Raw genomic sequence first — 25,330 nt, forward strand, 5'->3', positions numbered from 1 at the left:
CCCCAGCCCCCAGCCCACCAGCGCGACGGCGCCCACGGCGTACAGCGGCCAGCGGTCCGAACCGTCGTGGAACGTGTTGGCGAGGACCTGGAAGAACTCCGCGCGGTTCTGCGCGAAGCCCTTCCACGCCAGGTTCTGCGGCGAGAACGTGGGCCCCCAGGCCTTCCAGGGCGCCCCGGGCTGGATGTCCGGCGGGTTGCCGAACCGCAGCACCACCCACGAGAGGAACAGCGTCACGCCGGGCACCACGCCCGCGAGCGCCGCCCCGCGTGGCCGCAGCCGGGCCAGGAAGCCTTTCGCCGCCGCGTCCTCGGGCACCGGCGTGGTGAAGAGCAGCCACGGCAGCCCGAACGCCAGGAACCCGAAGGCCTGCACGTGGAAGAGCAGCACCGCCACCAGGCACGCGCCCAGCCCCACGGCCCAGCGGACGCGGTGGGGCACGTCCGTCAGCGCCCGCACGAACAGGCCGCAGCACAGCAGCGTCAGCGGCAGCGCCGCCAGGTAGTTGATGAAGCCCCAGCCGAAGCTGTCCCCGTACGCCAGGGGCAGCGTGAGCAGCGCGGGCCAGGAGGGCCGGCCCAGGCTGCGCAGCAGGAAGGCCAGCCCCAGCGGCAGCCCCACCACGTACGCGGTGAGGAAGACGCGGTTGGCGACCTCCAGCGGCAACAGCCAGTTGAGCGCGCTGACCAGGTAGTAGTACCCGAGGTACGGCGTCAGTTCGTGCCGCGCGGCGAACAGCGCCGGATACAGCGTCGTCGGGTCCTCCAGCCGGTGCAGCACGGAGATGAGGTACAGGTGCTGCGGCAGGTCCACCATGGGCAGGACGCGCGACACCCAGAGGGGCAGCGCGCCCAGCACGAGCGCGGCGGCGAAGGCGATGCGGGCGGTTCGGTTCGTCACGGGCAGGAGGGCGCGGACTGTACGCGCGCGCCCCCGCGCCGGGCGAGCGCACCGTGGGCTTCGTTGGCGGGTAGGCAAAGGTACGTGCGCATGTCTTGGCAGGGGGAATGCCCTGCGCTATAGGCCGGACTCCAGGGGCCAGCCGTGCCCCTCCCGAGGAGAGCGACATGGCACGCAGCGCGACGTGGATGACCGCCGGATTGGTGCTGGGCGGCCTGTGGCTGGTGCCGGCGCCCGCCCATGCCTGCGAGGCCCACGCGAAGGCGAAGACGGCCTCCAAGGCCCAGACGCCCGCTCCTCCCCCGTCCTCCGAGGCGAAGCCGGAGGTGGCTCCGCGGCCCCTGGAGGAGCTGGACAGGATGCTGACCGCGAAGTGCTCCTGCGGCAGCAAGGCGGACTGCACCTGCAAGCGCGGCAAGTGCGAGTGCTCCAAGTGCTCGGGACGCCACGCCCCCGGTCAGGTGATGGACGCGCTGCGCGGCCGTCCCGCGACGCAGGAGCTGCAGGAGGCGCGCTACGACGCCTCCGCCGGCGTCTTCATCTGAGGGGTTGAGCTTTCCGCGGGCGCCGGCCGAAAGGCTCGCCCGCGGTCCGTCAGGCGGCCGGGGTGGAGGCGCGCGTGCGCGGCGCGGGAGCCCCGCCCTCGGACACGAGCACGGGCCAGCCGCGCGCCATCGCCTCGCGGAAGAACGTGGCCAGCTCGTGCCGGCTGGTGTTCACCGCGCCCTGGAAGGGGTCGATGAGGGCTTCCTCGCCCAGGCTCTGCTGGGAGCTCAGCTCCACCGGGGTGCCGCAGCGCTCGCAGCGGATGGACACCTGACGCACCAGCGCGACGGGCACCGCGTAGCGGGCGTTGCACTGCCCGCACTTCCACACCAGGGCGCGCTCACCGGCTTCGCGCCGCGCCATGTCCTCCAGCTCGTCCGCCAGGCGCAGGAGCGCCGGCAGATCCTGGGGCGGCTTGGCGAAGACGGCGCTGGGGCCAAAGCCCTTGCCTGGCGAACCCAGCGCCGGAGGCTGGTCTCCCTGGAGCAGGGCACGCATGCGGTCGCGGGCGCGCAGGTCGCGGAACTCGGCGCCTGCGAGGGCGCGCTCCACGGCCTCGTGGACCGGCGGCAGCTCCGGCTCCAGGCGCTCGTCGTCCGGCAGGGTGTTGGGGAAGTCCACGAGCCGGTGGGCGGGGATTGCGAGAAATCGGAAGGCCACGTTCCTTCCATGGCACTTGGGCCCGCCGTCCGCAAGACGCGAGTTTCCAAACCTGGAACGCGGACGACAGTCCCTCTTCAAGACTTCAGGCAGACCACTCCAGCATCCGCTTGAGGGGCGCCAGCGCCGCGCCCTGGAGGTCGGCGGGCAGCACCAGCTCCGGCGTGCGGTCCCTCATGCACCGGTAGAGCTTCTCCAGCGTGTTGAGTCGCATGTACGGGCACTCGTTGCACGCGCACCCGTTGTCCGGTGGCGCCGGGATGTACGTCTTGTGCGGCGCGCTCTTCTTCATCTGGTGGAGGATGCCGGCCTCCGTCACCACGATGAACTTCGACTTCGGGCTCTTCACCACGTAGTCGAGGATGGCCTTCGTGGAGCCGATGAAGTCCGCGTGACGCAGCACCTGCTGCTCGCACTCCGGATGGGCCACCACCTCCGCGTCCGGGTGCTCCACCTTCAGGCCCACGAGCTTCTTCTCGCTGAAGATCTCATGGACGATGCAACTGCCCGGCCAGAGCACCATGTCGCGCCCCGTCTCCTTCATCACGTGGCGGCCCAGGTGCTGGTCCGGCGCGAAGAGGATGGGGCGGTCCTTGGGAATCTGGTTGACGATGCGCACCGCGTTGGACGACGTGCAGATGACGTCGCTCATCGCCTTCACCGCGGCGGAGCTGTTCACGTACGACACCACGAAGGCGCCCGGGTGCTTCTCCTTGAACGCCTTGAAGGCCGCGGGCGGGCACCGGTCCGACAGTGAACAGCCGGCCTTCAGGTCCGGCAGGAGCACCTGTCGGGTGGGATTCAAAATCTTCGCGGTCTCCGCCATGAAGTGCACGCCGCAGAAGACGATGACGTCGGCGTCCGTCTTCTCCGCCGCCTGCGCGAGCGCCAGGCTGTCGCCGACGAAGTCGGCCACGTCCTGCACCTCGCTCTCCTGGTAGTAGTGCGCCAGGATGACCGCGTTCATGGAGCGCTTCAGCGCCCGGATCTCGGCCTCGTAGTCCACCGTCACGCCCATCGTGGTTCACCTCGCCGGGGCTTCTGTAACCGCCTCCAGCCTCCGCGGCCAGCACGCTCCACGCCGCCCCCTGCGCGCTTCCTACCCAACAGGGGGTCTGTGGTGACTTCGCACTTTAACCTATTCCGAAAAGTCTCTTACCCTCGCGTACATCACCTAATCCATAGGAGCAGGTAAAGTACGCAGCGGTTTGCTGGCGGCTCACCGGGAAGGCGTCACAGCGCGGGCTCGCTGGCAGCGGACATCCACCAGGCTCGGACACTCAAGACATGCGACTGGCGGGAACGGGGCTCAATCCAGGCCTCGCGTCTACAGGAATGGCGCCTTGCGCGGGCGCCGGTGTGGCCCTTGCGCGTCGGGAAAAATCCATGAGCGTGCCCACTCACGAAGTCCTCATCGTCCACCCCAACGAAGCCCGTCGCAGCGCGCTGGTGGCGGCCCTGGGGGCTCACCGGGTGGCGGCGGTGGGCTCGCAGGTGGAGGCCACCCGGCGCATGGAATCCTCGGTGCCCACGCTGATCATCGCCCCCGCGGACAACGCCCGGCGCTTCCTGCGCCACGTGGACCGGGCCGCCCCGGAGGCTGTCTGCGTGTTCGTCTGTTCCCGGTCGGATCAGCTCGGGCTGGAGGAACTGGTGGAGACCGCCGCGGAAGGGCACGTCTTCAGCACGGTGGACGACGCGCTGTCGGAAGGGGAGCTGGGCCTGCGCCTGCGCGACATCCTCCAACTGCGCGCCTCCACGCGCGTGGCGCTGGACGCGGGCATGCGGGTGGACTTCCTGCTGCGCGACCAGCCCTTCGTCGCGGAGTGCCAGGACCTGGGCAACTTCGGCGCGGCCCTCCGCATTCCCATGGATGCGTCGATGGCGGCCTTCCTCCCGGGCACGGTGCTGGACGCGCTGTCCATGGTGCGCGACGGCCAGCCGGTGCTGCACGTGGGCCGCGCCTACGTGCGCCACGCCACGCCCGTGCACCAGGACGGGCGGTCGTTCCTGCGCGTGGGCATCTCCTGGCGGCCCATGCCGGACGAATCCTGCGCGGCGCCGCCCCGCACGCTGCGCGACCCGGTGACGGTGCTGGCCGCGCTGCGCAAGGCGCTCCGGCGGGAGCTACCCCTATGGCTGCACCCGCCGGACAGCCAGGCGGCGCACTTCCGGATGGAGTCCGCCACGGTGGATCCGGTGGACGAGCGCGGCATCCTTCGCGGCGTCGTGGCCCCGGGACTGCCGGCCAGCGTGGGCGAGGTGGTCCACCTCTGCTTCGAGATGGGTGGCCAGCACTATTCGGGCGTCACCAGCATGCTCCACGTCGCGCAGGACAGCGTGTCGCTGGGCCTGCCCCGCTCGCTGTCGGTGGAGAACCGGCGCGGCCAGCAGCGCTTCCGGCCCGCGGTGGATCACCGCTTCCTCGTGCGCTTCACCTCGCCCTTCGGCGGCCAGCGCGTCACCCGCGCGGTGTTGGATCTAGGGGGCCACGGGTTCGCCTTCCCCATCGACGCGTCGTGCGAGGTGCTGCCCGCGGGCTCCCACCTGGACGCGGCGCTGCTGCTGCCAGACGGTTCGGAGGTGGCGTGCCGGGTGGAGGTGCGCTCGGTGGATGTCGTCCCGTTCGAGGCCCGGCATGATCAGCGCCTGCGCCCCTACCGCTGCGGGGTGCGCATCCTGGACATGCCGGCCACGGTGCGCGACGCCGTGGTGGACGCGTTCGTGTCCGCCCGTTCGCCCCAGGTGAAGGACGGGACGGTGTTCCGCTTCCCGGACCTCTGGCGGATGATGCAGGACGCCCGCTACACCTTCCACCCGGACCACCCCTTCGGGGAGGAGCCCCGCGTCCTGCCCGCCCTGGAAGACCTGCATGAACGCCTGGGCCGCGCGCGCGACCTGGGGCGCTCGCTCGTCTACACCGACGGGCACCGGCCCCTGGGCCACGTGAACGGGCTGCGGATGCACTCCGGCACGTGGCTGGTGCAGCATCTGGCCGTGCTGCCCGGCTTCCGGCGCAGCGAGCAGGTCTCCAGCGAGCTGACGTCGCTCGCGGTGGAGGTCGGCGAGGCGATGGAGGACGTGGAGTTCATCCGCTACATGTGGCGCACCGACAACCGCTGGCCCCACCGGCTGGGGACGTGGCTGGCGCGCGTGTTGGAGGGCCAGGGGCTGTGCCACCTGCGCCAGTTCCACTACCTGCGCGCGGACCGGGACGCCCCCTCCATCATCGCGCCGGGAGCGCTGCCCGTCGTGCGCGAGGCGGGCCCCGCGGACCGCAAGTGGCTGGAGATGTACCTGCGGGCCCAGGGCGACATGGTGCGTCTTCTGAGCGAGGACCTGCTGGCGGACCTGGGGGCCGAACAGGAGCTGGGCGAGCGGTTCCGGGCGGTGGGGCTGCACCGGGAGCGGCGCATGTTCGTGGTGGACGGGGAGACGCGGCCGCTGGCGATGGCGCTCCAGGAGGAGGCGACCCCGGGCCTGAGCCTCATCGAGGTCTCCAACAGCTTCAACCTGGTGGTGCCGGACCGGGCGCACCCGGACGCGCGTCAGGCGGTGGCGGCGCTCGCGGCGCGGTGCCGTCAGCACGCCAATGAGCGCGGCCGGCCCTCGGCGCTGGGCCTGGTGGACTCGGCGGACGTGCCGGTGCTGCTGGAGGCGGGCTTCGTGGACCAGGGCCGCTTCTCCGAATGGACCTTCCACCGCTCCATGGTGCGCCGCTGGTGCGAAGCCTGGCGCTCGCTCTTCGAGCGGCAGGCCCCCACCCGCCGGGCGGCCCGCGAGGCCCGGGCGGAGGCGCGCGCCGCCATCTCCCCGGCCCAGGACCAGGAGGCGCGGTGATGTACCTGATGGAATCCGCGGGGGAAGCGCGGCGCCTGCTGGAGCAGGAGCAGTCCCAGGACACGCGCGCCGTGCTGCGTCTCACCGGCCTCAAGGACGGGGACCGGGCGCTGGACGCGGGGTGCGGCCCGGGGGGCATCACGGAGCTGATGGCGGAGCGGGTGGGGGAGCGCGGCCACGTCACCGGCGTGGACGTGCACGAGGGCCGCATCGCCGAGGCCCAGGCGCGCAACCGGCACCGCCCCCAGTTGACCTTCCTCCAGGTGGATGTGCGCGCGACCGGCCTGCCGGCGGACACCTTCGACTACGTATGGAGCCAGTACGTCTTCGAGTACCTTCCGGACCGGCAGGTGGCGCTCGCGGAACTCATCCGCGTGACGCGGCCGGGGGGACGGGTGGTGGTGTCCGACATCGACGGCCTGGGCTTCCAGAACTGGCCTTTCCCGGAACACCTGCGTCAGGGCACCCAGCGCATCGTGGAGGCGCTGGAGGCGCGCGGGTTCGACCTGTACGTGGGCCGCAAGATGTTCTCCGACTTCCGCCGCGCGGGCCTCGCCGACGTGCGCGTGCACCTGGTGCCTTTCTACATGGCCCCGGGCGCGGCGGAGGCCCGGCTTCTGCGAGACTGGGAGACGCGCTTCGAAGCGCTGGCGCCCGTGGCGGTCCCCGCCTTCGGGGGCCCCGCAGCCTACCGGGCGCACTGTGAGGAGTTCCTCACGATGTTGGCGGACCCGGAGGGACTCAAATATGCGGTCACGCTGGTGACCGAAGGAATCAAGACGTGAGTGGTCGGCTGCCGGCGGTGAAGGTGCAGGATGTGTCGCCGGACAACGCCCCGGAGGTGAGCGTCCGCGCCACGTCCACGCTGCTGCTCTACTTCGAGCACCGCTACGGCGCCGAACGCCTGGCGAAGCTGTGGCGCGACCATGGGTTCAGCCTGGGGCTGGACTACATGCGCACGCCGACGAACTACGTCTCGCTGCGCTTCCTGGAGCGCGTGGCGGTGGCGCTGCGCGAGGCCTCCGGCGATTCGAAGTTCATGCGCGAGGCGGGCCTGTTCACCGCGTCCCCGCAGGCGCTGGGCTTCGTCTTCTACATGCTGCGCGCGTTCGGCTCTCCGCGCGCCTGCTACAAGCAGACCATCGACTTCTCCCCCAGCTACAACCGGGTGGGTGCGTTCACGGTGGACCTGCTGGAGCACAAGCGGCTCAAGCTGTCGTACCGCAGCAGCATCCCGGAGCAGAACCGCAACATCTGCGAGCTGCGCATGGGCCAGTTCGCGTCCTTTCCCACCATCTGGGGCCTGACGCCCGCGGACGTGAAGGAGACGGAGTGCCAGGTGCTGGGCGGCGAGGCGTGCCGCTACCACCTGACGTGGACGGATCCGCCCACGATGTGGGGCCACTACCTGGGCCTGCTCTTGGGCATGGTGACGGGCCTGCTGGCCACGCATCTGGGCTGGGGCGACGCGCTCTTCTCCGTCACGTCGCTGGGCGTGGGCGGCTTCGCGCTGGGCGGCTGGTTGGACCGGCGGCGGGAGCTGCAGCGCAAGGACGAGCTGCTCTCCGCCCAGGCGCAGGCGAACCTGGGCTCGCTGCGCGAATTGCAGCAGCGCTACGACGAGGTGTTCGGCAGCAACGTGGCGCTGGAGGATCGCGTCGCGGCGCGCACGCGCGAATTGTCGGAGGCCAACGAGAAGCTGGAGGCGGCGCTGATCAAACAGCGCGAGCAGGACCGGCTGAAGACGGAGTTCTTCGACAACGTGAGCCATGAGCTCAGAACGCCGCTCACGCTCATCCTGCTGTCGCTGGACGCGCTCCAGAAGGAACCGGAGTCGCTGCCCACGGTGGTGCGCCAGCACCTGACGACGCTGGACCGCAGCACGCAACGGCTCTTGCGGCTCATCGACAACCTGCTCAACCTGGCGCAACTGGAGGCGGGCAAGGTGCGCCTGCGCTACCAGTCGCTGGAGCTGCACACCTTCCTCACATCGCAGCTCTTGCCCTTCCGCACCGTGGCGGAGAAGCAGGGCCTGACGCTCACACTGGAGGGCGGGCCGCTGACGCCGGTGTCCGTGGACGTGGAGCGCATCGAAGGCGTGTTCCACAACCTCGTCTCCAACGCGCTCAAGTTCACCCCGGCGGGCGGCAGCATCGCCGTGCGCCTGCGCGAGGATGCGACGGACGTGCACGTGGAGGTGGTGGACACCGGGCAGGGCATGGCGCCCGCGGACCTGGCCGTCATCTTCGACCGCTTCGCCCAGGCGGACACGTCCGGCACGCGGCGCTTCGGGGGCAGCGGCATCGGCCTGGCGCTGGTGAAGGAGACGCTGGAGCTGCACTCGGGCGGCATCGAGGTGTCGAGCACGCCGGGCCAGGGCTCCAGCTTCCGCGTGCGCCTGCCCAAGTCCAACACCGTCGTGCGCGAGGACGTGCGCGAGCGCCGGGTGCTGGAGCCCTCCAACCGCCGCGAGCGGCGCAGCTCCGGGCGCTTCGCCACCGTGCTGGCCGCGACCGTCTCCGGGGCCCAGCGCCCCACGGAGCCGCAGGACCATTCGCGCGCGGATGCGAAGGCGCCCCGCATCCTGGTCGTGGAGGACGACGCGGAGATCCGCGCCTTCATCGCGGACATCCTCGCACCCAGCTACCAGGTGCTGGAGGCGGCCAACGGCGAGGAGGGCGTGCGCCGGGCGATGGAGGACCGGCCGGACCTGGTGGTGTCGGACGTGATGATGCCGGTGCTCTCCGGCCTCAATCTGTTGGTGCAGCTTCGCGCCCATGCGCAGACGGTGGACCTGCCCGTCATCCTGCTCACCGCGCGCCAGGAGGTGTCCGCCAAGGTGGAGGCCCTGGGCGCGGGCGCCAACGACTACCTGGGCAAGCCCTTCAGCCCGCGCGAATTGCTGGCGCGCGTGGAGACGCAACTGCGGCTGCGCGAAGCGGCGGTGCGCGCGGCGGAGAACGAGCGGCTGGCGGCCATCGGCCTGCTCACGTCCGGCTTCGCGCATGAGGTGCGCAACCCGCTCAACGGGCTGATGAACGCGCTGATGCCGCTCAAGGACGTGCTCCTGGGCAAGGACACGAGCGGCGACCCGGACCTGGGCCCCGCCATGCTGGAGGTGATGGAGGAGTGCGGCCAGCGGATCCGCCACCTGGCCGAATCGCTCCTGTCCTTCGTGCGCACGGCGGACAAGCCCGTGTCGGTGCGGTTGGATCAGGCGCTCGACTCCACGCTCAACGTGCTGGGCTGGCGCATCCCGCCGGGCGTCGTGGTGGAGCGCGCGTACCACGCCACGGACCCCATCTGGGGCGACCCCGGCACGCTCAACCAGGTGTGGCTCAACCTGCTCGACAACGCCCTGCGCGCGGTGGGCGAGACCGGCCGCGTGAGGGTGGCGACGACCCAGGAGAACGACGACGCGGTGGTCACCATCGTCGACAGCGGCGTGGGCATCCGCCCGGAGGACCTGGAGCGCCTCTTCCAGCCCTTCTTCTCCACGCGCGCGGCGGGCGAGGGCACCGGCCTAGGGCTGGCGCTGAGCCGCCGCATCGTGTTGCAGCACGGCGGACGCATCCACATCACCAGCCAGGTGGGGCAGGGCACGCGGGTGGAAGTGCGGCTGCCCATGCGCCCGCTGATGTCGGAGCCCCTGACGTCCACCCCGACTGGCGGTACGGGTCGGGGGCGGTGGACGCGGCGGCTCGGCTGACCGAAGGGGTTGTTCCCTGAAAGCGTGACTCCCGCGTGACTCTGGTAGAGTCGCGCGTCTTTCATTTCACCCCCTTCAAAGTCAGTACGAGGAACTCACGGCATGCAAAGCACCGTCGCCGCGGGCGAGGCCCGCAAGGGGCATCCCCCGGGCCTCTACCTGTTGTTCGCCACCGAGATGTGGGAGCGCATGTCGTATTACGGCATGCGCGGCCTGTTGGTGCTCTTCCTCACCGACAAGGTGCGGGGCGGCTTCGGCTGGTCCACGGCGGATGCGCTGAGCCTCTACGGCACGTACACGGGCCTCGTGTACCTGACGCCCATCGTGGGCGGCTACATCGCGGACCGCTACATCGGCCAGCGCAAGGCGGTGTTGCTGGGCGGTGTGCTGATGATCATCGGGCACCTGTTGCTGGCGCTACCGGGCACAAGCATCTTCTACACGGGCCTGGGCTTCCTCATCGTGGGCAACGGCTTCTTCAAGCCGAACATCTCCACCATGGTGGGCGGGCTGTACCCGGCGGGCGACGGCCGGCGCGACGGTGCCTTCACCATCTTCTACATGGGCATCAACCTGGGCGCGGTGCTGGGCAACTTCATCTGCGGCACGCTGGGTGAGCGCGTGGGCTGGCACTGGGGCTTCGGCTCGGCCGGCGTGGGCATGACCCTGGGCGTCATCATCTTCCTGGCCCTCCAGAACCGGATGCTGGGCCAGGTGGGCCTCGCGCCCGCGCCGCGTCCCGCCGCGTCGGTGACGGCGTCGGCGGAGGGCCAGAAGTCTGGCTTCTCCCGCGAGGAGTGGGACCGCATCATCGTCATCTTCATCATCGCGCTGTTCGTGGTGGCCTTCTGGACGGGCTTCGAACAGGCCGGCGGCCTGATGAACCTCTACACGGACCAGAAGGTGGACCGCTCCATGTTCGGCTGGGTGGTGCCCACGACGTGGTTCCAGAACTTCAACTCCGTCTTCATCGTCGCGCTGGCGCCGGTGTTCGCGATGCTGTGGAGCTCCCTGGCGGCGCGCGGCAAGGACCTGAGCATCCCGGTGAAGATGAGCCTGGGCCTCATCTTCCTGTCGGTGGGCTTCGCCTTCATGCTGGGCGCCTCCAAGGAGAGCGCGGCGGACGGCAAGGCGGCGGCGTGGTGGGTCATCATGGCGTACCTCTTCCACACCATGGGCGAGCTGTGCCTGTCGCCGGTGGGCCTGTCCATGGTGAGCAAGGTGGCGCCCACGCGTGTCGTCTCCGCGATGATGGGCGTGTGGTTCCTGGCCAACGCCGCGGCGAACAAGCTGTCCGGCGTGCTGGGTGGCTACTCGGAGAAGATGGGTGAGTTCAGCGTGTTCCTCACCATCGTCGTCGGCGCGGGCCTGGCGGGTGTCATCCTGCTGTTCCTCGCCCCCACGCTGAAGCGGATGATGCACGGCACGGATGAAGTGACGCCCGTTCCGGCCAGCCCGCAGCAGGGCGGCGCGGCGCAAGCCGCCACCTGAGGCCTTCCGGGCCCCTGGCCTGGAGTGAGTGAAGACCGACGCCGGGGCGCTGTCACAGCGCTCCGGCGTTCTTCGTGGATTTGAGTGCTACCGCACCCAGCCCACGAAGCCCTGAAGCTCTGGTCCCATCTGCGATGCCGGCACGTCGAGCCGGATGCTGGAAGCGGAGAGCGCGGTCAGGGTGGGGCTGTTCTCCAACTGGACGCGTTCCATCACCAGGAGCGAATCGAAGGTGTCCGGCCGGCACACCTCGCTTGCCTGGGAGCGCAGCAGGACCGTCGCGGCGAGTACGTGTGCGTCGTCGGGTGAGAACGCGAGGACCATGAGTCCACCCAGTCCCGTTCTCGGCTCGATGCTCGGCCGTGACACGTCGAAGTTCGCCTGGAAGAGCGCTGGCGCAGGCACTCGGTCGAAGGCGCAGGAGCGAGGCTGTCCGGAGTAGGTCGTGAGATAAGCCACGGGTTGGTGCTGCATCCAGGCCACGTGGCGCAGGAGTCGGGTGTCGACCTCGGAAGGGGCATCCACCTTCCTTCCATCCAGCAACGCGGTGGGGACCCCGGCTTCCGGTGTCGGTGGCAGCAGGAGCGTATGCACCCCGTCGGAGGAAACCGCACCGCGCGCGTGCGTGTCTCGTATGCCTCTTCCTGGCTCGAATTCGAAGAGGCGGCCTTCCTTCCCGACCTCGGCGGTTGCCTCACAGGAGAACAGCGAGAAGGAGACGGTTCCCTGTGCGCTCCACCCTCGGGGGGTGAGCATCCCGCGCGCTGGACTCTCGAAGAGCCGCTCCACCTTGCCCGAACCCACCTCCACCGTGTGGACCTCCGCGAGCGGGCAGGGCCGCGACTCCGGGCCGGTTCGCGTGAAGGACTCCAGGGAGAATGCGATCCGGGCGCCATCCGAGGACCAGAGGATGGCGCCCGCGCGGAACGGCCCCGGAGTCAGCGCGTGCTTGCGAAGGTCCAGCAGCATGCGTCGACCCGAGCCATCCGAATTGACGATCCACAGGAGGGCCCATCGGCCCGGGGATTCGTGCTCCTGCGCTTCCGGGCGTTCGACATAGGCCACTTGGCGCCCATCGGGAGAGATGGCGACGCCGCTCCATCCCAGCCCGTTTCCGTAGGGGCGGGTGGCCACCACCCGCCCGGTTCGTGTCAGTGCGTACTCGCTGTCCCCACCAGCAGGGGTGCGGACCCACAGGTCCTGCTTGCGGACCTGAAGAAGCCAGGGCCCCTCGCCCATGGGCCGGGCGGGCGAGGCCTCCTGTCTGGGGAGGGCTTCATGGGTTCGTCCGTCGGTGAGCAGGGATGGGCTCCGGCATCCTCCGGCGAGGAGCAGGAGCAACGCGGCCATTCTCGACCCCCTTCGCACCTTCGATTCCAGTCTCACCGACGGCCTCGCTGACTTGGGGGAACAGGAGGCCCTGGAGGGTGAAAAGGAGCAGAAGCAGCACAGCGGAAACATCCGCCCTGCGCCCGCGTTGGGTCATCGCCTTGGAGGGAGGCTTTGGAGCGCTACGCCGGCTTCGCCTCCACCCCGGGCGTGCGGCCATCCAGCGGGGCCTTGGCGTCCGTCTGGAAGTAGTCGTGCACGACGAAGCGGCGGGCCACCAGCGCCATGCCCACCGCGGCCACCAGCGCCATGCCCGCGTAGAAGAAGAACTGCCCCGCGCCGGTGAAGACGTTGAGCGCCGCGGCGATGGCCACCGCCACGTTCGCCAGCGTGTTCGTCACCAGCCACACGCTCTGCACGGTGCCCTTCATCTCCCGGGGCGCCTGCGTGTACGCGAACTCCAGGCCCGTGGTGGACACCAGGATTTCTCCCACCGTCAGCACGATGTACGGCAACAACTGCCACGCGATGTTCAGCGTCGTCCCGCCATTCATCACCACCTGGAAGAAGCCGGCGATGACGAACGACACCGCGCCGAACACCAGCCCCATGGGCATGCGCCGAAGCGGCGTCAGCTCCCACCCCAGGCGCTGGAAGGCCGGGTAGACGATGGCGGTGAGGAACGGAATCAGCATCATCACCAGCAGCGGGTTGATGAACTGCATCTGGCTGGGCTGGAACACCACGCTGCCCACGTGCGGATCCATCGCGCGCGCCTGCACCACCCAGGTGGACGCCTTCTGGTCGAACAACATCCAGAAGAAGGGGATGAAGGGCAGCATCAGCCCGGCCACCCGGAACACCGCCTTCACACCTTCCACCGCCTCCTTGGGGTGGTCCGCCTTCGCGCGATCCAACCAGTGGCTGCCCTTGGGGGCGTCCGCCTTGAACGCGCTGAACACCACCTTGAGGAACGAGTGCGGGTTGGGGCCCGTGGGCGGCACCAGGATGTAGTGCTTGCGGCCGGCCCAGAAGATGACCGTCGCCACGAACATCAGGATGCCCGGCACGCCGAACGCCACCGCCGGCCCGAACTTCGTCATCAAGAGCGGCACGAACAGCGACGCGAAGAACGACCCGAAGTTGATGGTCCAGTAGAAGATGGCGAAGACCTTCTTCACCAGGTGGCTGTTGCTCTGCGTGAACTGGTCCCCCACCATCGCGGACACGCACGGCTTGATGCCGCCGCTGCCCACCGCGATGAGCGTCAGGCCCGTGTAGAAGCCCGTGGCGTTGTCCTCGAAGAGCGCCAGGCACGCGTGCCCCGCGCAGTACACGAGGCTCAGCGCGAAGATGGTCTGGAACTTCCCGAAGAAGCGATCCGCCAGGTACCCACCGATGAGCGGGAAGAAATACACCCCCGCCATGAACAGGTGGAACAGGCCCTTCGCCTGCGCCTCGCGCGCCCCCGCTTCCGGCACGTGCGTGCGCAGCAGGTAGTCGATGAAGAACACCGTCAGGATGTTCCGCATCCCGTAGAAGCTGAAGCGTTCGCAGGCCTCGTTCCCGATGATGTACGGGATCTGCGGCGGGAAGCGGTTGGACGGGGCGGTCGTGGTTTCGGCCATGGGGCGCCACCCTACTAGAGGGTGACGCCCCATGGGAGCATCAGGCCGCGTCCACACGCTTGCCCACGCGGGCCCGTCGCGCCTTGCCCAGCACGTGCTTCAGGTAGCGGCCCGTGTGACTGGCCTCCACGCGAGCGACCTCCTCCGGCGTACCCACGGCGAGGATCTGTCCGCCGCCCGCGCCGCCTTCAGGCCCCAGGTCGATGAGCCAGTCCGCGCTCTTGATGACATCCAGGTTGTGCTCGATGACGAGCACGGAGTTGCCCGCCTCCACCAACCGGTTGAGCACGGACAAGAGCTTGCGGATGTCCTCGAAGTGCAGGCCCGTGGTGGGCTCGTCCAGGATGTAGAGCGTGCGGCCGGTGGCCACGCGCGCCAGCTCTCGCGCCAGCTTGATGCGCTGGGCTTCGCCGCCGGACAGGGTGGGGGAGGGCTGGCCCAGCCGCAGGTAGCCCAGGCCCACGTCCGTGAGCGTCTGGAGCACGCGCAGGATGTCCTTGTGCGCGCCGAAGTGCTCCACGCCCTCGCGCACGCTCATGTCCAGCGTCTCCGCGATGTTCTTGCCCTTGTAGCGCACGCGCAGCGTCGCTTCGTTGAAGCGCTTGCCGTTGCACACCTCGCACGGCACGTACACGTCCGCCAGGAAGTGCATCTCCACCAGCTTCACGCCGTCGCCTTCGCACGCCTCGCAGCGTCCGCCCTTGATGTTGAAGCTGAAGCGGCCCGGGCCGTAGCCGAACGTGCGCGCCTCCGGCGTCATCGCGAACACCTCGCGGATGGCGTCGAACACCTTGGTGTACGTGGCCGGGTTGCTGCGCGGCGTGCGGCCAATGGGCCGCTGGTCGATGTCGATGACCTTGTCCAGGTGCTCCAGGCCCTTGATGGACTTGTGCTTGCCCATCCGCTCGCGGCTCTCGTAGAGGGCCCGCGCCAGCGCCGGGTAGAGGATTTCGTTGATCAACGTGGACTTGCCCGCGCCGGACACACCCGTCACCGCGGTGAAGATGCCCAGCGGGATGTCCGCGTCCACGTTCTTCAGGTTGTTCTCCGTCGCCCCCACGATGGAGATCTGATGCTTGGGATTGGGCGGCCGGCGCGACTCCGGAATCTCAATCTCCTTGCGCCCGGACAGGTACGCGCCGGTGAGGCTGTTCTCGTCCGCCATCACCTGCTTGGGCGTGCCCTGCGACACCACCTGTCCGCCCAGCTCGCCCGCGCCCGGTCCGAAGTCCACCAGGTAGTCGGACTCCTCCATCGTCTCCTCGTCGTGCTCCACGACGATGACGGAGTTGCCCAGATCGCGCAGCCGCTTGAGCGTGGCCAGCAGCTTGCCGTTGTCGCGCTGGTGCAGGCCGATGGAGGGCTCATCCAGGATGTAGATGACGCCCGTCAGCTCACTGCCCATCTGCGACGCCAGCCGGATGCGCTGGCTTTCACCGCCGGACAGCGTGGACGCGGTGCGATCCAACGTGAGGTAGCCCAGGCCCACGTCCACCAGGAAGGACAGGCGGCTGCGGATCTCCTTGAGCAGCTCCTGGGCGATCTTCTCCTCCTGGCTGGAGAGATCCAACTTCGTCAGGAACGCGCGCGTGTCGGTGATGGTCAACTGGCTCAGGTTCACCAGCGTGCGCTCGTGCACCTTCACCGCGCGGCTCTCCGGGCGCAGGCGCTCGCCCTTGCAGGACGGGCAGGGCTTGTCGCTGAAGTACTTCTGGAGCTCCGCCTTGCGCGCCTCCGACGTCGTCGTCTTGAAGTTGCGCATCGTGCGCGCGAGCAGGCCTTCCCACTCCATCTGGTACTGGCCGTTGTCGCCCCACTCCACGGTGAAGGACTTGCCCTTGACGCCGTTCATCAGGGCGTCCTTCTCCCGCTTCGTCAGCTTCGCGTACGGCACGTCCAGGTCGATCTTGAACGCCGCCGCCAGGCTCTCCACGAAGTCCGCCGTCCAGCCCTCGCCGCGGTTCATGCCGCTGGCCCACGGCTCGATGGCGCCGTCGCGGATGCTGCGCGTCTGGTCCGGCACCAGCAGGTCCGCGTCCATCTCCGGCCGCGTGCCCAGGCCGTTGCAGTCCGTGCACATGCCCAGCGGGTTGTTGAAGGAGAACGACGCGGGCGTCAGGTCGCCAAAGGACAGACCGCACGCGGGGCACGCGTTCAGTTCGCTCATCACGCGGTCGGACGCGGGCGTGCCCTTCTCATCCGTGATGATGAGCGTGCCCTTGCCCTCGCGCAGCGCCGTCTCCACGGAGTCGGTGAGGCGCGTGCGCAGGTCCGGCTTCAACACCAGACGGTCGATGACGAGCGAGATGTCGTGCTTGGACTTCTTGTCCAGCTCGATGCGCTCCTCCAACTCCCGCAGCTTCCCGTCCACGCGCGCGCGGGAGAAGCCGCGCTTCTGCGCCTCCGTGAGCAGGTCTTTGTGTTCGCCCTTGCGGTTGGTGACGATGGGCGCCAGCACCTGGAGCTTGGTGCCCGCGGGCAGCTTCATGATCTCATCCACGATCTGCTGCGCGCTCTGCTTGCCCACCTTGCGCCCGCACTGGGGGCAGTGCTGCACGCCGATGGAGGCGTAGAGCACGCGCAGGTAGTCGTGCACCTCCGTGACGGTGCCCACCGTGGAGCGCGGGTTGTTGCTGGCCGCCTTCTGCTCGATGGAGATGGTGGGCGACAGGCCGCGCAGCGTGTCGTAGCGGGGCTTCTCCATCTGCCCCAGGAACTGCCGCGCATAGGAGGACAGGCTCTCCACGTAGCGGCGCTGGCCCTCCGCGTAGAGCGTGTCGAACGCGAGCGAACTCTTGCCGGAGCCCGACACGCCGGTGAACACCACGAGCTTCTTCTTCGGGATGTCCAGGGAGACGGTCTTGAGGTTGTGCTCCCTGGCACCACGGATGGAGATGACGTCGGGCTCGGACATGGGGGCGCGCTTTATCACTGAAAGGGTGTTCCGGTGAACGCAAAGCCGCCCTACCGGAGGGATTCTGTTGGAACGCCCCGCGCCGCCTCCCGCATCCCCCGGGCCGGCCGGGCGCCGCACGGCCGTCTCCCAGCCATCACCCGCCCCGCGAAAAGGCCGACTGCCCCTCGGGACGAGAGGTCGGTGAGGAAGCAACCGTTTTGGAAGCTTTTGCTATCGCTTCCACGAAACGTCGAATTCCAAGTTTTGCTGCTCTGACTGCCTGCCCTTGTGGTGGCGCTGGTTTGCCCTGTCAGCGGTGCGACGGGGCCTCGTGCGGAAGGCAGGCACCCGCATTGCATCTTTCTACGCCAACCGGATCCACGTGCAGGGCAGTTCGGGGGGACACCGGTGCCAGGTGTGGGAAGGACGGGACTCTGTATGGGTGGATCTCGATGGGCGACGGTGGTGGTGGCCTTGGCGACGGTGGTGTGGACGGCCTGTGAGCGGCCGGAGTCACACCAGGCACGCACGGGGTTCGCCGCGAGACCGGAGCTGCTGGAGTTCGGTGCGTCCGCGCTGGGGCGCACCAAGACGATGAAGCTGCGGCTGGCGAACCAGGGTCGCGCGTCCTACCGGGTGGAGGGGGCCCGCTCCACGCTGCCCAACGTCAGCGTTCCGTCCTTCGACCCCTTCACGCTGTCGGCCGGCGCGGAGCAGGAGATCGAAGTGCGCTTCACACCCGACGTGGAGGGCGACATCCAGGGACAACTGGAGGTGCTCACCGACGCGTCGGGGGAGGCGGTGGCGCAGGTGCCCGTCACCGGGCGCGGCGTGAAGGCGCTGGTGGATGTGACGGAGACGGCGCTCGACTTCGGCAACGTGAACCTGGGGCTGGTGGAGATGCGCGAGGTGACGGTGCGCAATCCCTCCGACGTGGAGAGCCCGCTGGTGCTGTCGGTGCAGGGCACGGACGCGGATCAATTCTCCGCCGGGGCGGGGCTGCCGTCGGTGCTCGCGCCGCATGAGACGCGCAAGGTGCCGGTGGCCTTCAGCCCGGTGCGGCTGGGCACCTCCGAGGCGGCCCTGCACGTCACGGTGTGCGAAGGCTGCGAGCCCGCGGTGGTGACGCTCACCGGTACGGGCGTCGCGAGCATGCTGGAGGTGACGCCGCTGCGCGTGAACTTCGGCCGGGTGGCCGTGGGCGCCACCGCCGAGGCGCGCATCACCGTGCGCAACCAGGGCAACGAACCGCTCAGCTACAAGGGCGCGGCGCTCCTGGAGGACCCTTCCGGCGTGTTCAAGGTGGTGAGCGCGCCGGTGCTGTCCAATGACCTGCTGCCGCCGGGCGCGGTGGTGGAGGTGCGCGTGGCCTTCACGCCCGTGGCCTCCGGCAAGGTGAAGGACGGCCGCGTGGAGGTGGCCGTGCGCAAGATGGGCACCATGTCGCCGGGGCCCAAGGTGTCGCTCGCGGGCGAGGGCGGCACGTCGTGCGTGGAGGTGACGCCCGCGCGGCTGGACTTCGGCGCGGTGGCCTTCGGCATGACGGCCTCGCGCGAGGTCACCGTGCACAACCACTGCCGCGACGAGGCGGCCGTCACCGGGCTTGTGCTCACGACGAAGACGGGCGGCTACTTCACCCTGGCCCAGCCGCCGGCGAGCCTGCCCGTGGCGCCCGGGGGCCGTGTGACGGTGGGGCTGACCTTCAGCCCCCGCGAGGGCATCACGGGCGTGAGCGACGGTTCTCTCAACGTCACCACGTCGCATGACGGCTCCATCGCCACGGACGGCGTCTCGCTCTCCGGTGAGGGCAGGGAGTTCCCACCCTGTTTCTATTCCCTTCCGCGGACGCTGGACTTTGGCCGGGTGCCGGTGGGCTCGCGCGTGGCATTGGGCGTGACGTTGCGCAACACCGGCACGCAGGCCTGCTACCTGTCGGCGTTGCAGCTCGCGTCGGGCTCGGACGAGGTCTTCCAGGCGGATCCGGTGGGCAACGGCGTACTCGCGCCCGGCAAGAAGGCGACGCTCATCGTGCGCTTCCAGCCGGACACGGAAGGGCCCTTCCAGGGGCTCGCGGAAGGCTGGGTGAGCCATCCGACGCTGGGCCATCCGATGGTGTCCCTGTCCGGCCAGGGCGTGCGGGGGTGCTTCTCCGTGCAGCCCACCACGGTGGACTTCGGCGTGAGCCGGCTGTCGTGCGGTGCCCGCACACGCGAATTCATGGCCTACAACGACTGTCCGGCGGCGGTGAAGGTGGCCGGCATGAAGCTGGAGCAGCCGGGCCAGGAGTTCGCGGTGTCGGGGGCGCTGCCGGGCACGCTCCAGCCGGGGGCCCGGGTGAAGCTCACCGCGAAGTACACGCCCGTGGAAGCGGGCGCCGACGCGGCGACGGTGCGCTTCACGCTGGCGGATGGCGCTGTCTACAACGCGGGCCTGCTGGGGCAGGCCGTGTCGAAGACGGAGCAGACCGACCGCTTCTTCCAGGAGGCGGAGGCGAAGGTGGACGTGCTCTTCGTCGTCGACAACTCGGGCTCCATGATGGAGGAGCAGCAGAGCCTGGGGGAGAACTTCGCCGCCTTCCTCTCCGCCGCCACCGCCGCGCAGGTGGACTACCGCATCGGCGTGACGACCACCGGCCTGGACCCGTCTCCGGGCGGCTGGTCGGAGTGCCCCGGCGGCGCGCTCGGCGGTGAGAACGGGCGCCTGTTCCCGGTGGACGGCTCCAGCCCGCGCATCATCACGCCCCAGACGCCCAACGCGGCCAGCGTCTTCGCCTTCAACACGAACGTGGGCGTGTGCCACTGGAACGAGCAGGGCCTGGACGCGGCGTGGCGCGCGCTGTCGGATCCGCTGCTCTACAACCTGGACGACCCGCGCACGCCGCAAGCGGCGGACGGCAACGGGGGCTTCCTGCGCCAGGACGCGAAGCTGGCCATCATCGCGCTGTCGGACGAGGAGGACTTCAGCTCGCAGCCGGTGGCCTTCTACGAGACGTACTTCCTGGCCCTCAAGGGCAACGACCCCGCGAAGGTGAGCTTCAACGCGGTGGTGGGCCCGGCGGACCTGACGACCTGCCCCAGTGCCAGCAGCTCCGGCAGCCGCTACATGGAGCTGGCCCAGAAGCTGGGGGGCGTGGTGGACAGCATCTGCACGCCCAACTGGGCCACGTCGCTGGAGAAGCTGTCGGAGAGCGCCTTCGGTCCCAACCGCAACTTCCCCCTGTCGGAGAAGCCCGCGGACACCGGGGCCATCACCGTCCGGGTGGAGGGCACCCCGGTGGTGGGCGGGTGGACGTATGACGGCCGCACCAATGCGGTCATCTTCGACCGCCAGCGCGCCCCTCCGCCGGGAGCCCTGGTGGAGATCACCTATCCGCTGGGCTGCCCGTAGGCTCGGAGACCAGCCATTCGTCCTTCATCGGGCAGACGTGGGGGCGGGTGACTCGACAGCGCGGGACGGGAGGCTTTGAGTTGGGTCATGCCGCAGGACTCCCTCCTCGTCGCCGCGCTGGGTGACATCCATGGACGCTTCCACCGGGTGGAGGCCTGGCTGGACGCGCTGGAAGAGGCGCGGGGCCGCCGCGTGGACCTGGTGCTGGCGGTGGGGGACGTGGAGGCCTTCCGCCGCGCGGACGACCACAAGCGCAAGGCCGCCAAGCGGGCCATGCCCGCGGAGTTCGCCGAGTACGCGGACGGCCTCAAGCGGGTGAAGCGGCCGCTGTACTTCATTGGCGGCAACAACGAGGACTTCGAAGCGCTGCACGACCTGCCCGAAGGCGGCGAGCTGGCCCCGGACGTCCACTACCTGGGCCGCGCCGGCCTGCGGGAGGTGCGCGGCCTGCGCGTGGCGTACCTGTCCGGCATCCACGCGCCCCGCTTCATCGACCAGCCGCTGAAGCGGCCCACGACGCTGGATACGGCGAAGCAGGCGGGCTACTTCCGCACCGCGGAGGTGGAGCAGGTGGCCGCGCTCCAGGACGTGGACCTGCTGCTCGTGCACGAGTGGCCCCGGGGCATCGTGCAGAAGGCCCGCGAGGAGCGGCTGGCCCCCGAACGGCCGCTTCCCTCGCCGTGGATTGGCAACCCGGTGACGCGCAAGCTGGTGGATGCGCTGCATCCGCGCTGGGTGCTCTGCGGCCATTCGCACAAGCCCTTCGCTGTGTCGCTGGAGGCGCAGGGGCGCACGCAGTCGCGCGTGGCGTGCCTGGATCAGGCGGCGAAGCCGGACACCGCCGTCTTCTGGCTGGAGTTCGAGGGCCGCGAGGCCCAGCGCGCCGGCTGGGGCGTCAGCGGCGCCGTCGCGTGGCAGGTGGGGCAGCGCTGGGGGCTGCACACGCTGCCGCCGCTGGTGGACGCCGACAATGGCGACGGGCCGGGCAGCGCGCCGCGCAACGACAACGCTACAGCTTGACGACGTCCATGCCCCGGCGCGGCAGCTCCACACGGAACTCCGTGTAGGGGCCGGTGCCGGAGAGCACCTCCACGCCGCCCTGATGGGCCTGGATGATCTGCTGGACGATGTAGAGGCCCAGGCCCAGGCCCTCGCCCCGGCCCCGGTTCTGCTGGCCGCCCCGGAACGGGTCGAAGAGGAAGGGCAGCAGGCGGTCCGGGATGACGCCCACGTTGGTGATGGTGAAGCGCAGGGCGTCGTCCTTCGTGCCGTCCACGCGGATGCGCACGGGCTCCGCGGTGTCGCCGTGCTGGAGCGCGTTGCCAATCAGGTTGGAGGCCACCTGCGCCAGCCGGTCCGCGTCCCAGTCCCCCACGAGGTCGCCGTCCTGGTGCACCTCGATGGTGTGCTGGGGCCACGCCGTCTGGTGCTCCTGCACCATGCGCAGCACCAGTTGCCCGAAGTCCGTCTCCCCCCGGCGCAGCGGGATGCCGCCCGCGAGCCGCGCGCGCGCCAGGTCCAGCACGTCTTCAATCATCCGGCCCATGCGCTTGCCGGCGGTGAGCATGCGGTGGGCCGTCTTGCGCACGGCCTCGTCCTCCGAACGGCGCTGGAGCAGGTCCGCCGCGGTGAGGATGGCGGAGAGGGGATTGCGCAGGTCGTGGCCCAGCACGGCGGTGAACATCTCGTTGAGGCGCAGGGTCTCCGCCAGCGTGTCCAACTGTTCGGCCAACTGCTGCTTCTGGCGGTGGATCTGAAAGAAGACGCCCGCCTTGCTGCGCAGCACGTACGCGTCCAGCGGCTTGTAGAGGAAGTCCACCGCGCCCGCGTCGTAGCCCTTGAACATGCGGCGGGGGTCGCCCGCGCCCGCGGTGACGAAGATGATGGGCACGTCGCGCGTGCGCTCGGAGCCGCGCATCAGCTCCGCCAATTCGAAGCCGTCCATGTCCGGCATCTGCACGTCCAACAGCGCGAGCGCGAATTCGTGCTGGAGGAGCAGCTCCAGCGCGTGCGCGCCGGACGGAGCGCAGTACACCTCCACGTCGTCGCGACGCAGCACGGCGGACAGCGCCAGGAGGTTCTCCTCCAGGTCATCGACGAGCAGGCACTTCACCCGGGAGGAAGACACGCCCTGGGACTCCTTTCTGGGGAGGCTCGCATCAGACCGCACCGGCGCCTCCCCATGCCCTCAAGACGGCGGGCATCTGTTCAAGAGGCAGCATGAAGTCCACCGGCCCCCGCGCGAGCGCCGCCGCGGGCATGGTGGCCACGAGCGCGGTGGCCGGCGTCTGCACCAGCGTGACGCCGCCCCTGCTTCGCACCGCCCCCAGCCCCGACGCGCCATCCGCGTTCGCGCCCGACAGGATGACGCCGCCCAGGCGCTCGCCGTAGACGGCCGCGGCGGATTCGAAGAGCACGTCGATGGCGGGGCGGGAGAAGTGCACCGGCGCGTCCTGCGACAGCGCCAGGCAGGGGCCGTGGTGTCCGCCGACGCCAGCGTCCACGAGCAGGTGGTAGTCCGGGGGCGCGAAGTAGACGCAGCCCGGCTGGATGGGCTCCTTGTCGCAGGCCTCGTGCACCGGCAGGTCGCACCGCGCGGAGAACACCTCCACCAGCAGGCTGGGGCGGTCGCGGGGCAGGTGCAGGACGATGAGCAGCGCGGGCTGGAAGTCCCGGGGCAGCGCGGGCAGCAGGAGGGACAGCGCATCCACGCCCCCCGCGGACGCACCGACGACGATGGCGTCGACTCGGACGGGGGACGGCGCTCGGGGGTGGCGCGGGTCGGTCATGGGCCGGCGGTTCCTCTATCGCTTCTGGTACAGCCGATCCTCGGCGACGACCGGGGCGAACGTCGCCTCATGCGTGGAGAAGCGCAGGGACTCACGGGCCCCCAGGCCCAGGAAGCCCTTGTGACAGAGCGAGTCGCGGAACAGGCCCAGCGCGCGCTCCTGCAGCTCGCGGTTGAAGTAGATGAGCACATTGCGGCACGACAGGAGCTGCACCTCCGCGAAGACGCTGTCGGTGGCCAGGCTGTGGTCCGAGAAGACGATGTGGGACTTGAGCGAACGGTCGAACACCGCGCTGCCATACGCGGCCGTGTAGTAGTCCGACAGCGACGTGCGCGCGCCGGACAGCCGGTGGTTCTGGGTGAACGTCGCGATGCGGTCCACCGCGTACAGGCCCGCCTCCGCGCGCTGGAGCGCGGTGGGGTTGATGTCGGTGGCGTAGAGCAGCGTGCGTTCGAGCAGGCCCTCCTCGCGCAGCAGGATGGCGAGCGACCAGGCTTCCTCTCCGGTGCTGCACCCGGCGATCCACACCTTGAGCGACGGATACGTGCGCAGCACCGGCACCACGTGCTCTCGCAGGGAGCGGAAGTAGGACGGGTCCCGGAACAGCTCGCTCACCTGCACCGTGAGGTAGTCGAGCAGGCCAGGAAAGAGGGCGGGCTCGTGCAGCACCCGGTCCTGGAGCTGGGACAGGGTGGCGCAGTCGAAGTGCTCCGCGGCCTGGGCCAGCCGGCGCTTGAGCGACGACGCCGCGTAGCCGCGGAAGTCGTAGTGGTACTTGAGGAAGAGGGCGTCGAGCAGCAGCCGCACCTCGATGTCGAAGTCCTTCGACGCCACGTCGAGCATGCGCGGCCTCATCCCTTGGGCATCCAGACCCGCAGGAGCGACAGCAGCTTCTCCACGTCGAGCGGCTTGGCGATGTAGTCATTGGCGCCCGCCTGGAGGCACTTCTCCTGGTCGTCGCGCATGGCCTTCGCGGTGAGGGCGATGATGGGCAGCTTCTGCCATTCCGAACGCTTGCGGATTTCGCGCGTGGCGGTGAGGCCGTCCATCTCCGGCATCATGATGTCCATCAGCACCAGGTCCACCGCGAGCTGGGGCTGGGCCAGGCTCTTGCTCAACAGGGCCAGGGCCTCCTTGCCGTTGCGGGCGATCTCCACCTTCGCGCCCCGGGGCTCCAGCACGCTGGAGAGGGCGAAGATGTTCCGCACGTCGTCCTCCACCACCAGGATGCGGCGGCCCTCCAGCGTGGACTCGCGGTCGCGCGCCGTCTGGAGCATGCGCTGGCGCTCCGGGGGCAGGCGCGACTCCACCTGGTGCAGGAACAACGTCACCTCATCCAGGAGCCGCTCCGGCGAGCGCACGCCCTTGATGATGATGGCGCGCGAGAAGCGGCGCAGGCGCTGCTCCTCGTCCCGGCTGAGCGTGTGCCCGGTGTAGACGATGACGGGCGGGAAGGCGACGTCCTCGTGGGCGGCCATCTGCTCCAGCAGCTCGAAGCCGCTCAGGTCCGGCAGGTGCAGGTCCATCACCATGCACTCGAAGGTGTGTTCGCGAAGCTGCTGGAGCGCTTCGTGCGCGGTGGCCACGCCGTGGATCCGCACCTCCTCGTTCTCCAGCAGCTTCTGGATGCTCTCGCGCTGGCGGGTGTCGTCCTCCAGCACCAGCACGCGGCGCACGCCCGGCGTGAACTTCGTCTCCAGCTTGTGGAAGACATCCAGGAGCTGTTCGCGCTGCACGGGCTTGAGCGCGTAGCCCACCGCGCCCAGCTCCAGCGCCTCGCGGGTCTGATCCAACGCGGACAGCATGTGCACCGGGATGTGGCGCGTGCGCGCGTCGCGCTTGAGCTGATCCAACACCGTGAGGCCGGACTGGTCCGGCAACTGGATGTCCAGGAGGATGGCGCTGGGCTGGTAGCCAAAGGCCGCCTCCAGGCCGTCCGCGCCGGTGTGGGCCAGCAGGCACTGGAAGCCCAGCTCCCGCGCCTGGTCGCGCAGCACGGCGGCGAAGAGCGCGTCGTCCTCCACCACCAGCAGGGTGCGCGACTCCGGCATCGGCATCCCCGCGGAGCTTCAGGGCGTCATCTTCGAGGCGTTCCGTCAGGCCGACGGCAGCACCCACCGCAAGTACGGTGGCACCGGCCTGGGCCTGTCCATCT

General features: G+C 69.6%; 17 protein-coding genes and 1 pseudogene. 8 read left to right on the top strand and 10 right to left on the bottom strand.

Features of this window, described 5'->3' with window-relative positions; all coding sequences use genetic code 11:
• Nucleotides 1–900: pseudogene (locus tag D7V88_RS19000) on the bottom strand (hypothetical protein); the annotation flags it as partial.
• A 167-nt stretch (nucleotides 901–1,067) separates the two neighbouring features.
• Between D7V88_RS19000 and D7V88_RS19005 the strand changes: the two are divergent.
• Nucleotides 1,068–1,445, top strand: a complete 378-nt coding sequence (locus D7V88_RS19005) for a metallothionein (protein WP_120542068.1) — start codon at nucleotides 1,068–1,070, stop codon at nucleotides 1,443–1,445.
• Between the two features lie 49 nt (nucleotides 1,446–1,494).
• On the opposite strand, the gene D7V88_RS19010 is transcribed toward D7V88_RS19005, so the two are convergent.
• Nucleotides 1,495–2,106, bottom strand: a complete 612-nt coding sequence (locus D7V88_RS19010; protein ID WP_120542069.1) for a zinc ribbon domain-containing protein — start codon at nucleotides 2,104–2,106, stop codon at nucleotides 1,495–1,497.
• 85 nt (nucleotides 2,107–2,191) lie between these two features.
• Nucleotides 2,192–3,124, bottom strand: a complete 933-nt coding sequence (gene nadA / locus D7V88_RS19015; RefSeq protein WP_120542070.1) for a quinolinate synthase NadA — start codon at nucleotides 3,122–3,124, stop codon at nucleotides 2,192–2,194.
• A 368-nt stretch (nucleotides 3,125–3,492) separates the two neighbouring features.
• Here nadA and D7V88_RS45185 point away from each other — a divergent pair, with 368 nt between their 5' ends.
• From D7V88_RS45185 to D7V88_RS19035, 4 genes are all read left to right on the top strand, one after another.
• Nucleotides 3,493–5,946, top strand: coding sequence for a PilZ domain-containing protein (locus D7V88_RS45185; protein WP_120542071.1), 2,454 nt, complete (start codon nucleotides 3,493–3,495; stop codon nucleotides 5,944–5,946).
• On the top strand, nucleotides 5,946–6,731 hold the full coding sequence (locus tag D7V88_RS19025; RefSeq protein ID WP_208726366.1) for a methyltransferase domain-containing protein: 786 nt from the start codon (nucleotides 5,946–5,948) through the stop codon (nucleotides 6,729–6,731). The genes D7V88_RS45185 and D7V88_RS19025 overlap by 1 nt, the downstream gene beginning before the upstream one ends.
• The gene (locus tag D7V88_RS19030; protein WP_120542072.1) at nucleotides 6,728–9,655 is read left to right on the top strand and encodes an ATP-binding protein; all 2,928 of its coding nucleotides are present in this window, start codon (nucleotides 6,728–6,730) and stop codon (nucleotides 9,653–9,655) included. Before D7V88_RS19025 ends, D7V88_RS19030 begins: the two co-directional genes overlap by 4 nt.
• Before the next feature lie 102 nt (nucleotides 9,656–9,757).
• Nucleotides 9,758–11,146 carry a peptide MFS transporter gene (locus tag D7V88_RS19035; RefSeq protein ID WP_120542073.1) on the top strand — a complete coding sequence of 463 codons (1,389 nt, stop codon included), beginning with the start codon at nucleotides 9,758–9,760 and terminating at the stop codon, nucleotides 11,144–11,146.
• 87 nt (nucleotides 11,147–11,233) lie between these two features.
• Here the strand turns inward: D7V88_RS19035 and D7V88_RS19040 are convergent, their stop codons facing one another.
• The 3 genes from D7V88_RS19040 to uvrA form a co-directional block, all read right to left on the bottom strand.
• Complete coding sequence (locus D7V88_RS19040; RefSeq protein ID WP_244238249.1) at nucleotides 11,234–12,496, bottom strand: TolB family protein; 1,263 nt, start codon at nucleotides 12,494–12,496, stop codon at nucleotides 11,234–11,236.
• A gap of 161 nt (nucleotides 12,497–12,657) precedes the next feature.
• A complete protein-coding gene (locus tag D7V88_RS19045; protein WP_120542075.1) occupies nucleotides 12,658–14,103 on the bottom strand; it encodes a POT family MFS transporter in 1,446 nt (481 codons plus the stop codon).
• A gap of 40 nt (nucleotides 14,104–14,143) precedes the next feature.
• Entirely contained in the window at nucleotides 14,144–17,017 is a 2,874-nt protein-coding gene (gene uvrA, locus D7V88_RS19050; protein WP_120542076.1) for an excinuclease ABC subunit UvrA, read from the bottom strand.
• Between the two features lie 420 nt (nucleotides 17,018–17,437).
• On the opposite strand from uvrA, the gene D7V88_RS19055 reads away from it, so the two are divergent.
• A complete protein-coding gene (locus D7V88_RS19055) occupies nucleotides 17,438–20,386 on the top strand; it encodes a choice-of-anchor D domain-containing protein (RefSeq protein ID WP_120542077.1) in 2,949 nt (982 codons plus the stop codon).
• Between the two features lie 87 nt (nucleotides 20,387–20,473).
• On the top strand, nucleotides 20,474–21,406 hold the full coding sequence (locus tag D7V88_RS19060; protein WP_120542078.1) for a metallophosphoesterase: 933 nt from the start codon (nucleotides 20,474–20,476) through the stop codon (nucleotides 21,404–21,406).
• Here D7V88_RS19060 and D7V88_RS19065 read toward each other — a convergent pair.
• Genes D7V88_RS19065 through D7V88_RS19080 form a run of 4 tightly spaced genes read right to left on the bottom strand, consistent with a single transcriptional unit; the run spans nucleotide 21,396 to nucleotide 25,232 of the window.
• Nucleotides 21,396–22,514 carry a hybrid sensor histidine kinase/response regulator gene (locus D7V88_RS19065; RefSeq protein ID WP_120542079.1) on the bottom strand — a complete coding sequence of 373 codons (1,119 nt, stop codon included), beginning with the start codon at nucleotides 22,512–22,514 and terminating at the stop codon, nucleotides 21,396–21,398. The genes D7V88_RS19060 and D7V88_RS19065 overlap by 11 nt on opposite strands.
• A 31-nt stretch (nucleotides 22,515–22,545) precedes the next feature.
• On the bottom strand, nucleotides 22,546–23,175 hold the full coding sequence (locus tag D7V88_RS19070; RefSeq protein WP_120542080.1) for a chemotaxis protein CheB: 630 nt from the start codon (nucleotides 23,173–23,175) through the stop codon (nucleotides 22,546–22,548).
• A 15-nt stretch (nucleotides 23,176–23,190) separates the two neighbouring features.
• A complete protein-coding gene (locus D7V88_RS19075) occupies nucleotides 23,191–24,030 on the bottom strand; it encodes a CheR family methyltransferase (protein WP_244238250.1) in 840 nt (279 codons plus the stop codon).
• Nucleotides 24,027–25,232 (bottom strand): response regulator, encoded by a 1,206-nt coding sequence (locus D7V88_RS19080; protein WP_279636048.1) that lies wholly within the window; start codon nucleotides 25,230–25,232, stop codon nucleotides 24,027–24,029. Before D7V88_RS19080 ends, D7V88_RS19075 begins: the two co-directional genes overlap by 4 nt.
• Here D7V88_RS19080 and D7V88_RS44480 point away from each other — a divergent pair.
• On the top strand, nucleotides 25,210–25,330 hold a 121-nt coding region (locus D7V88_RS44480; protein ID WP_279636049.1), incomplete at its 3' end, for an ATP-binding protein. The genes D7V88_RS19080 and D7V88_RS44480 overlap by 23 nt on opposite strands.

This window comes from Corallococcus terminator, from assembly GCF_003611635.1.
In the GTDB taxonomy this organism is placed as follows: domain Bacteria; phylum Myxococcota; class Myxococcia; order Myxococcales; family Myxococcaceae; genus Corallococcus; species Corallococcus terminator.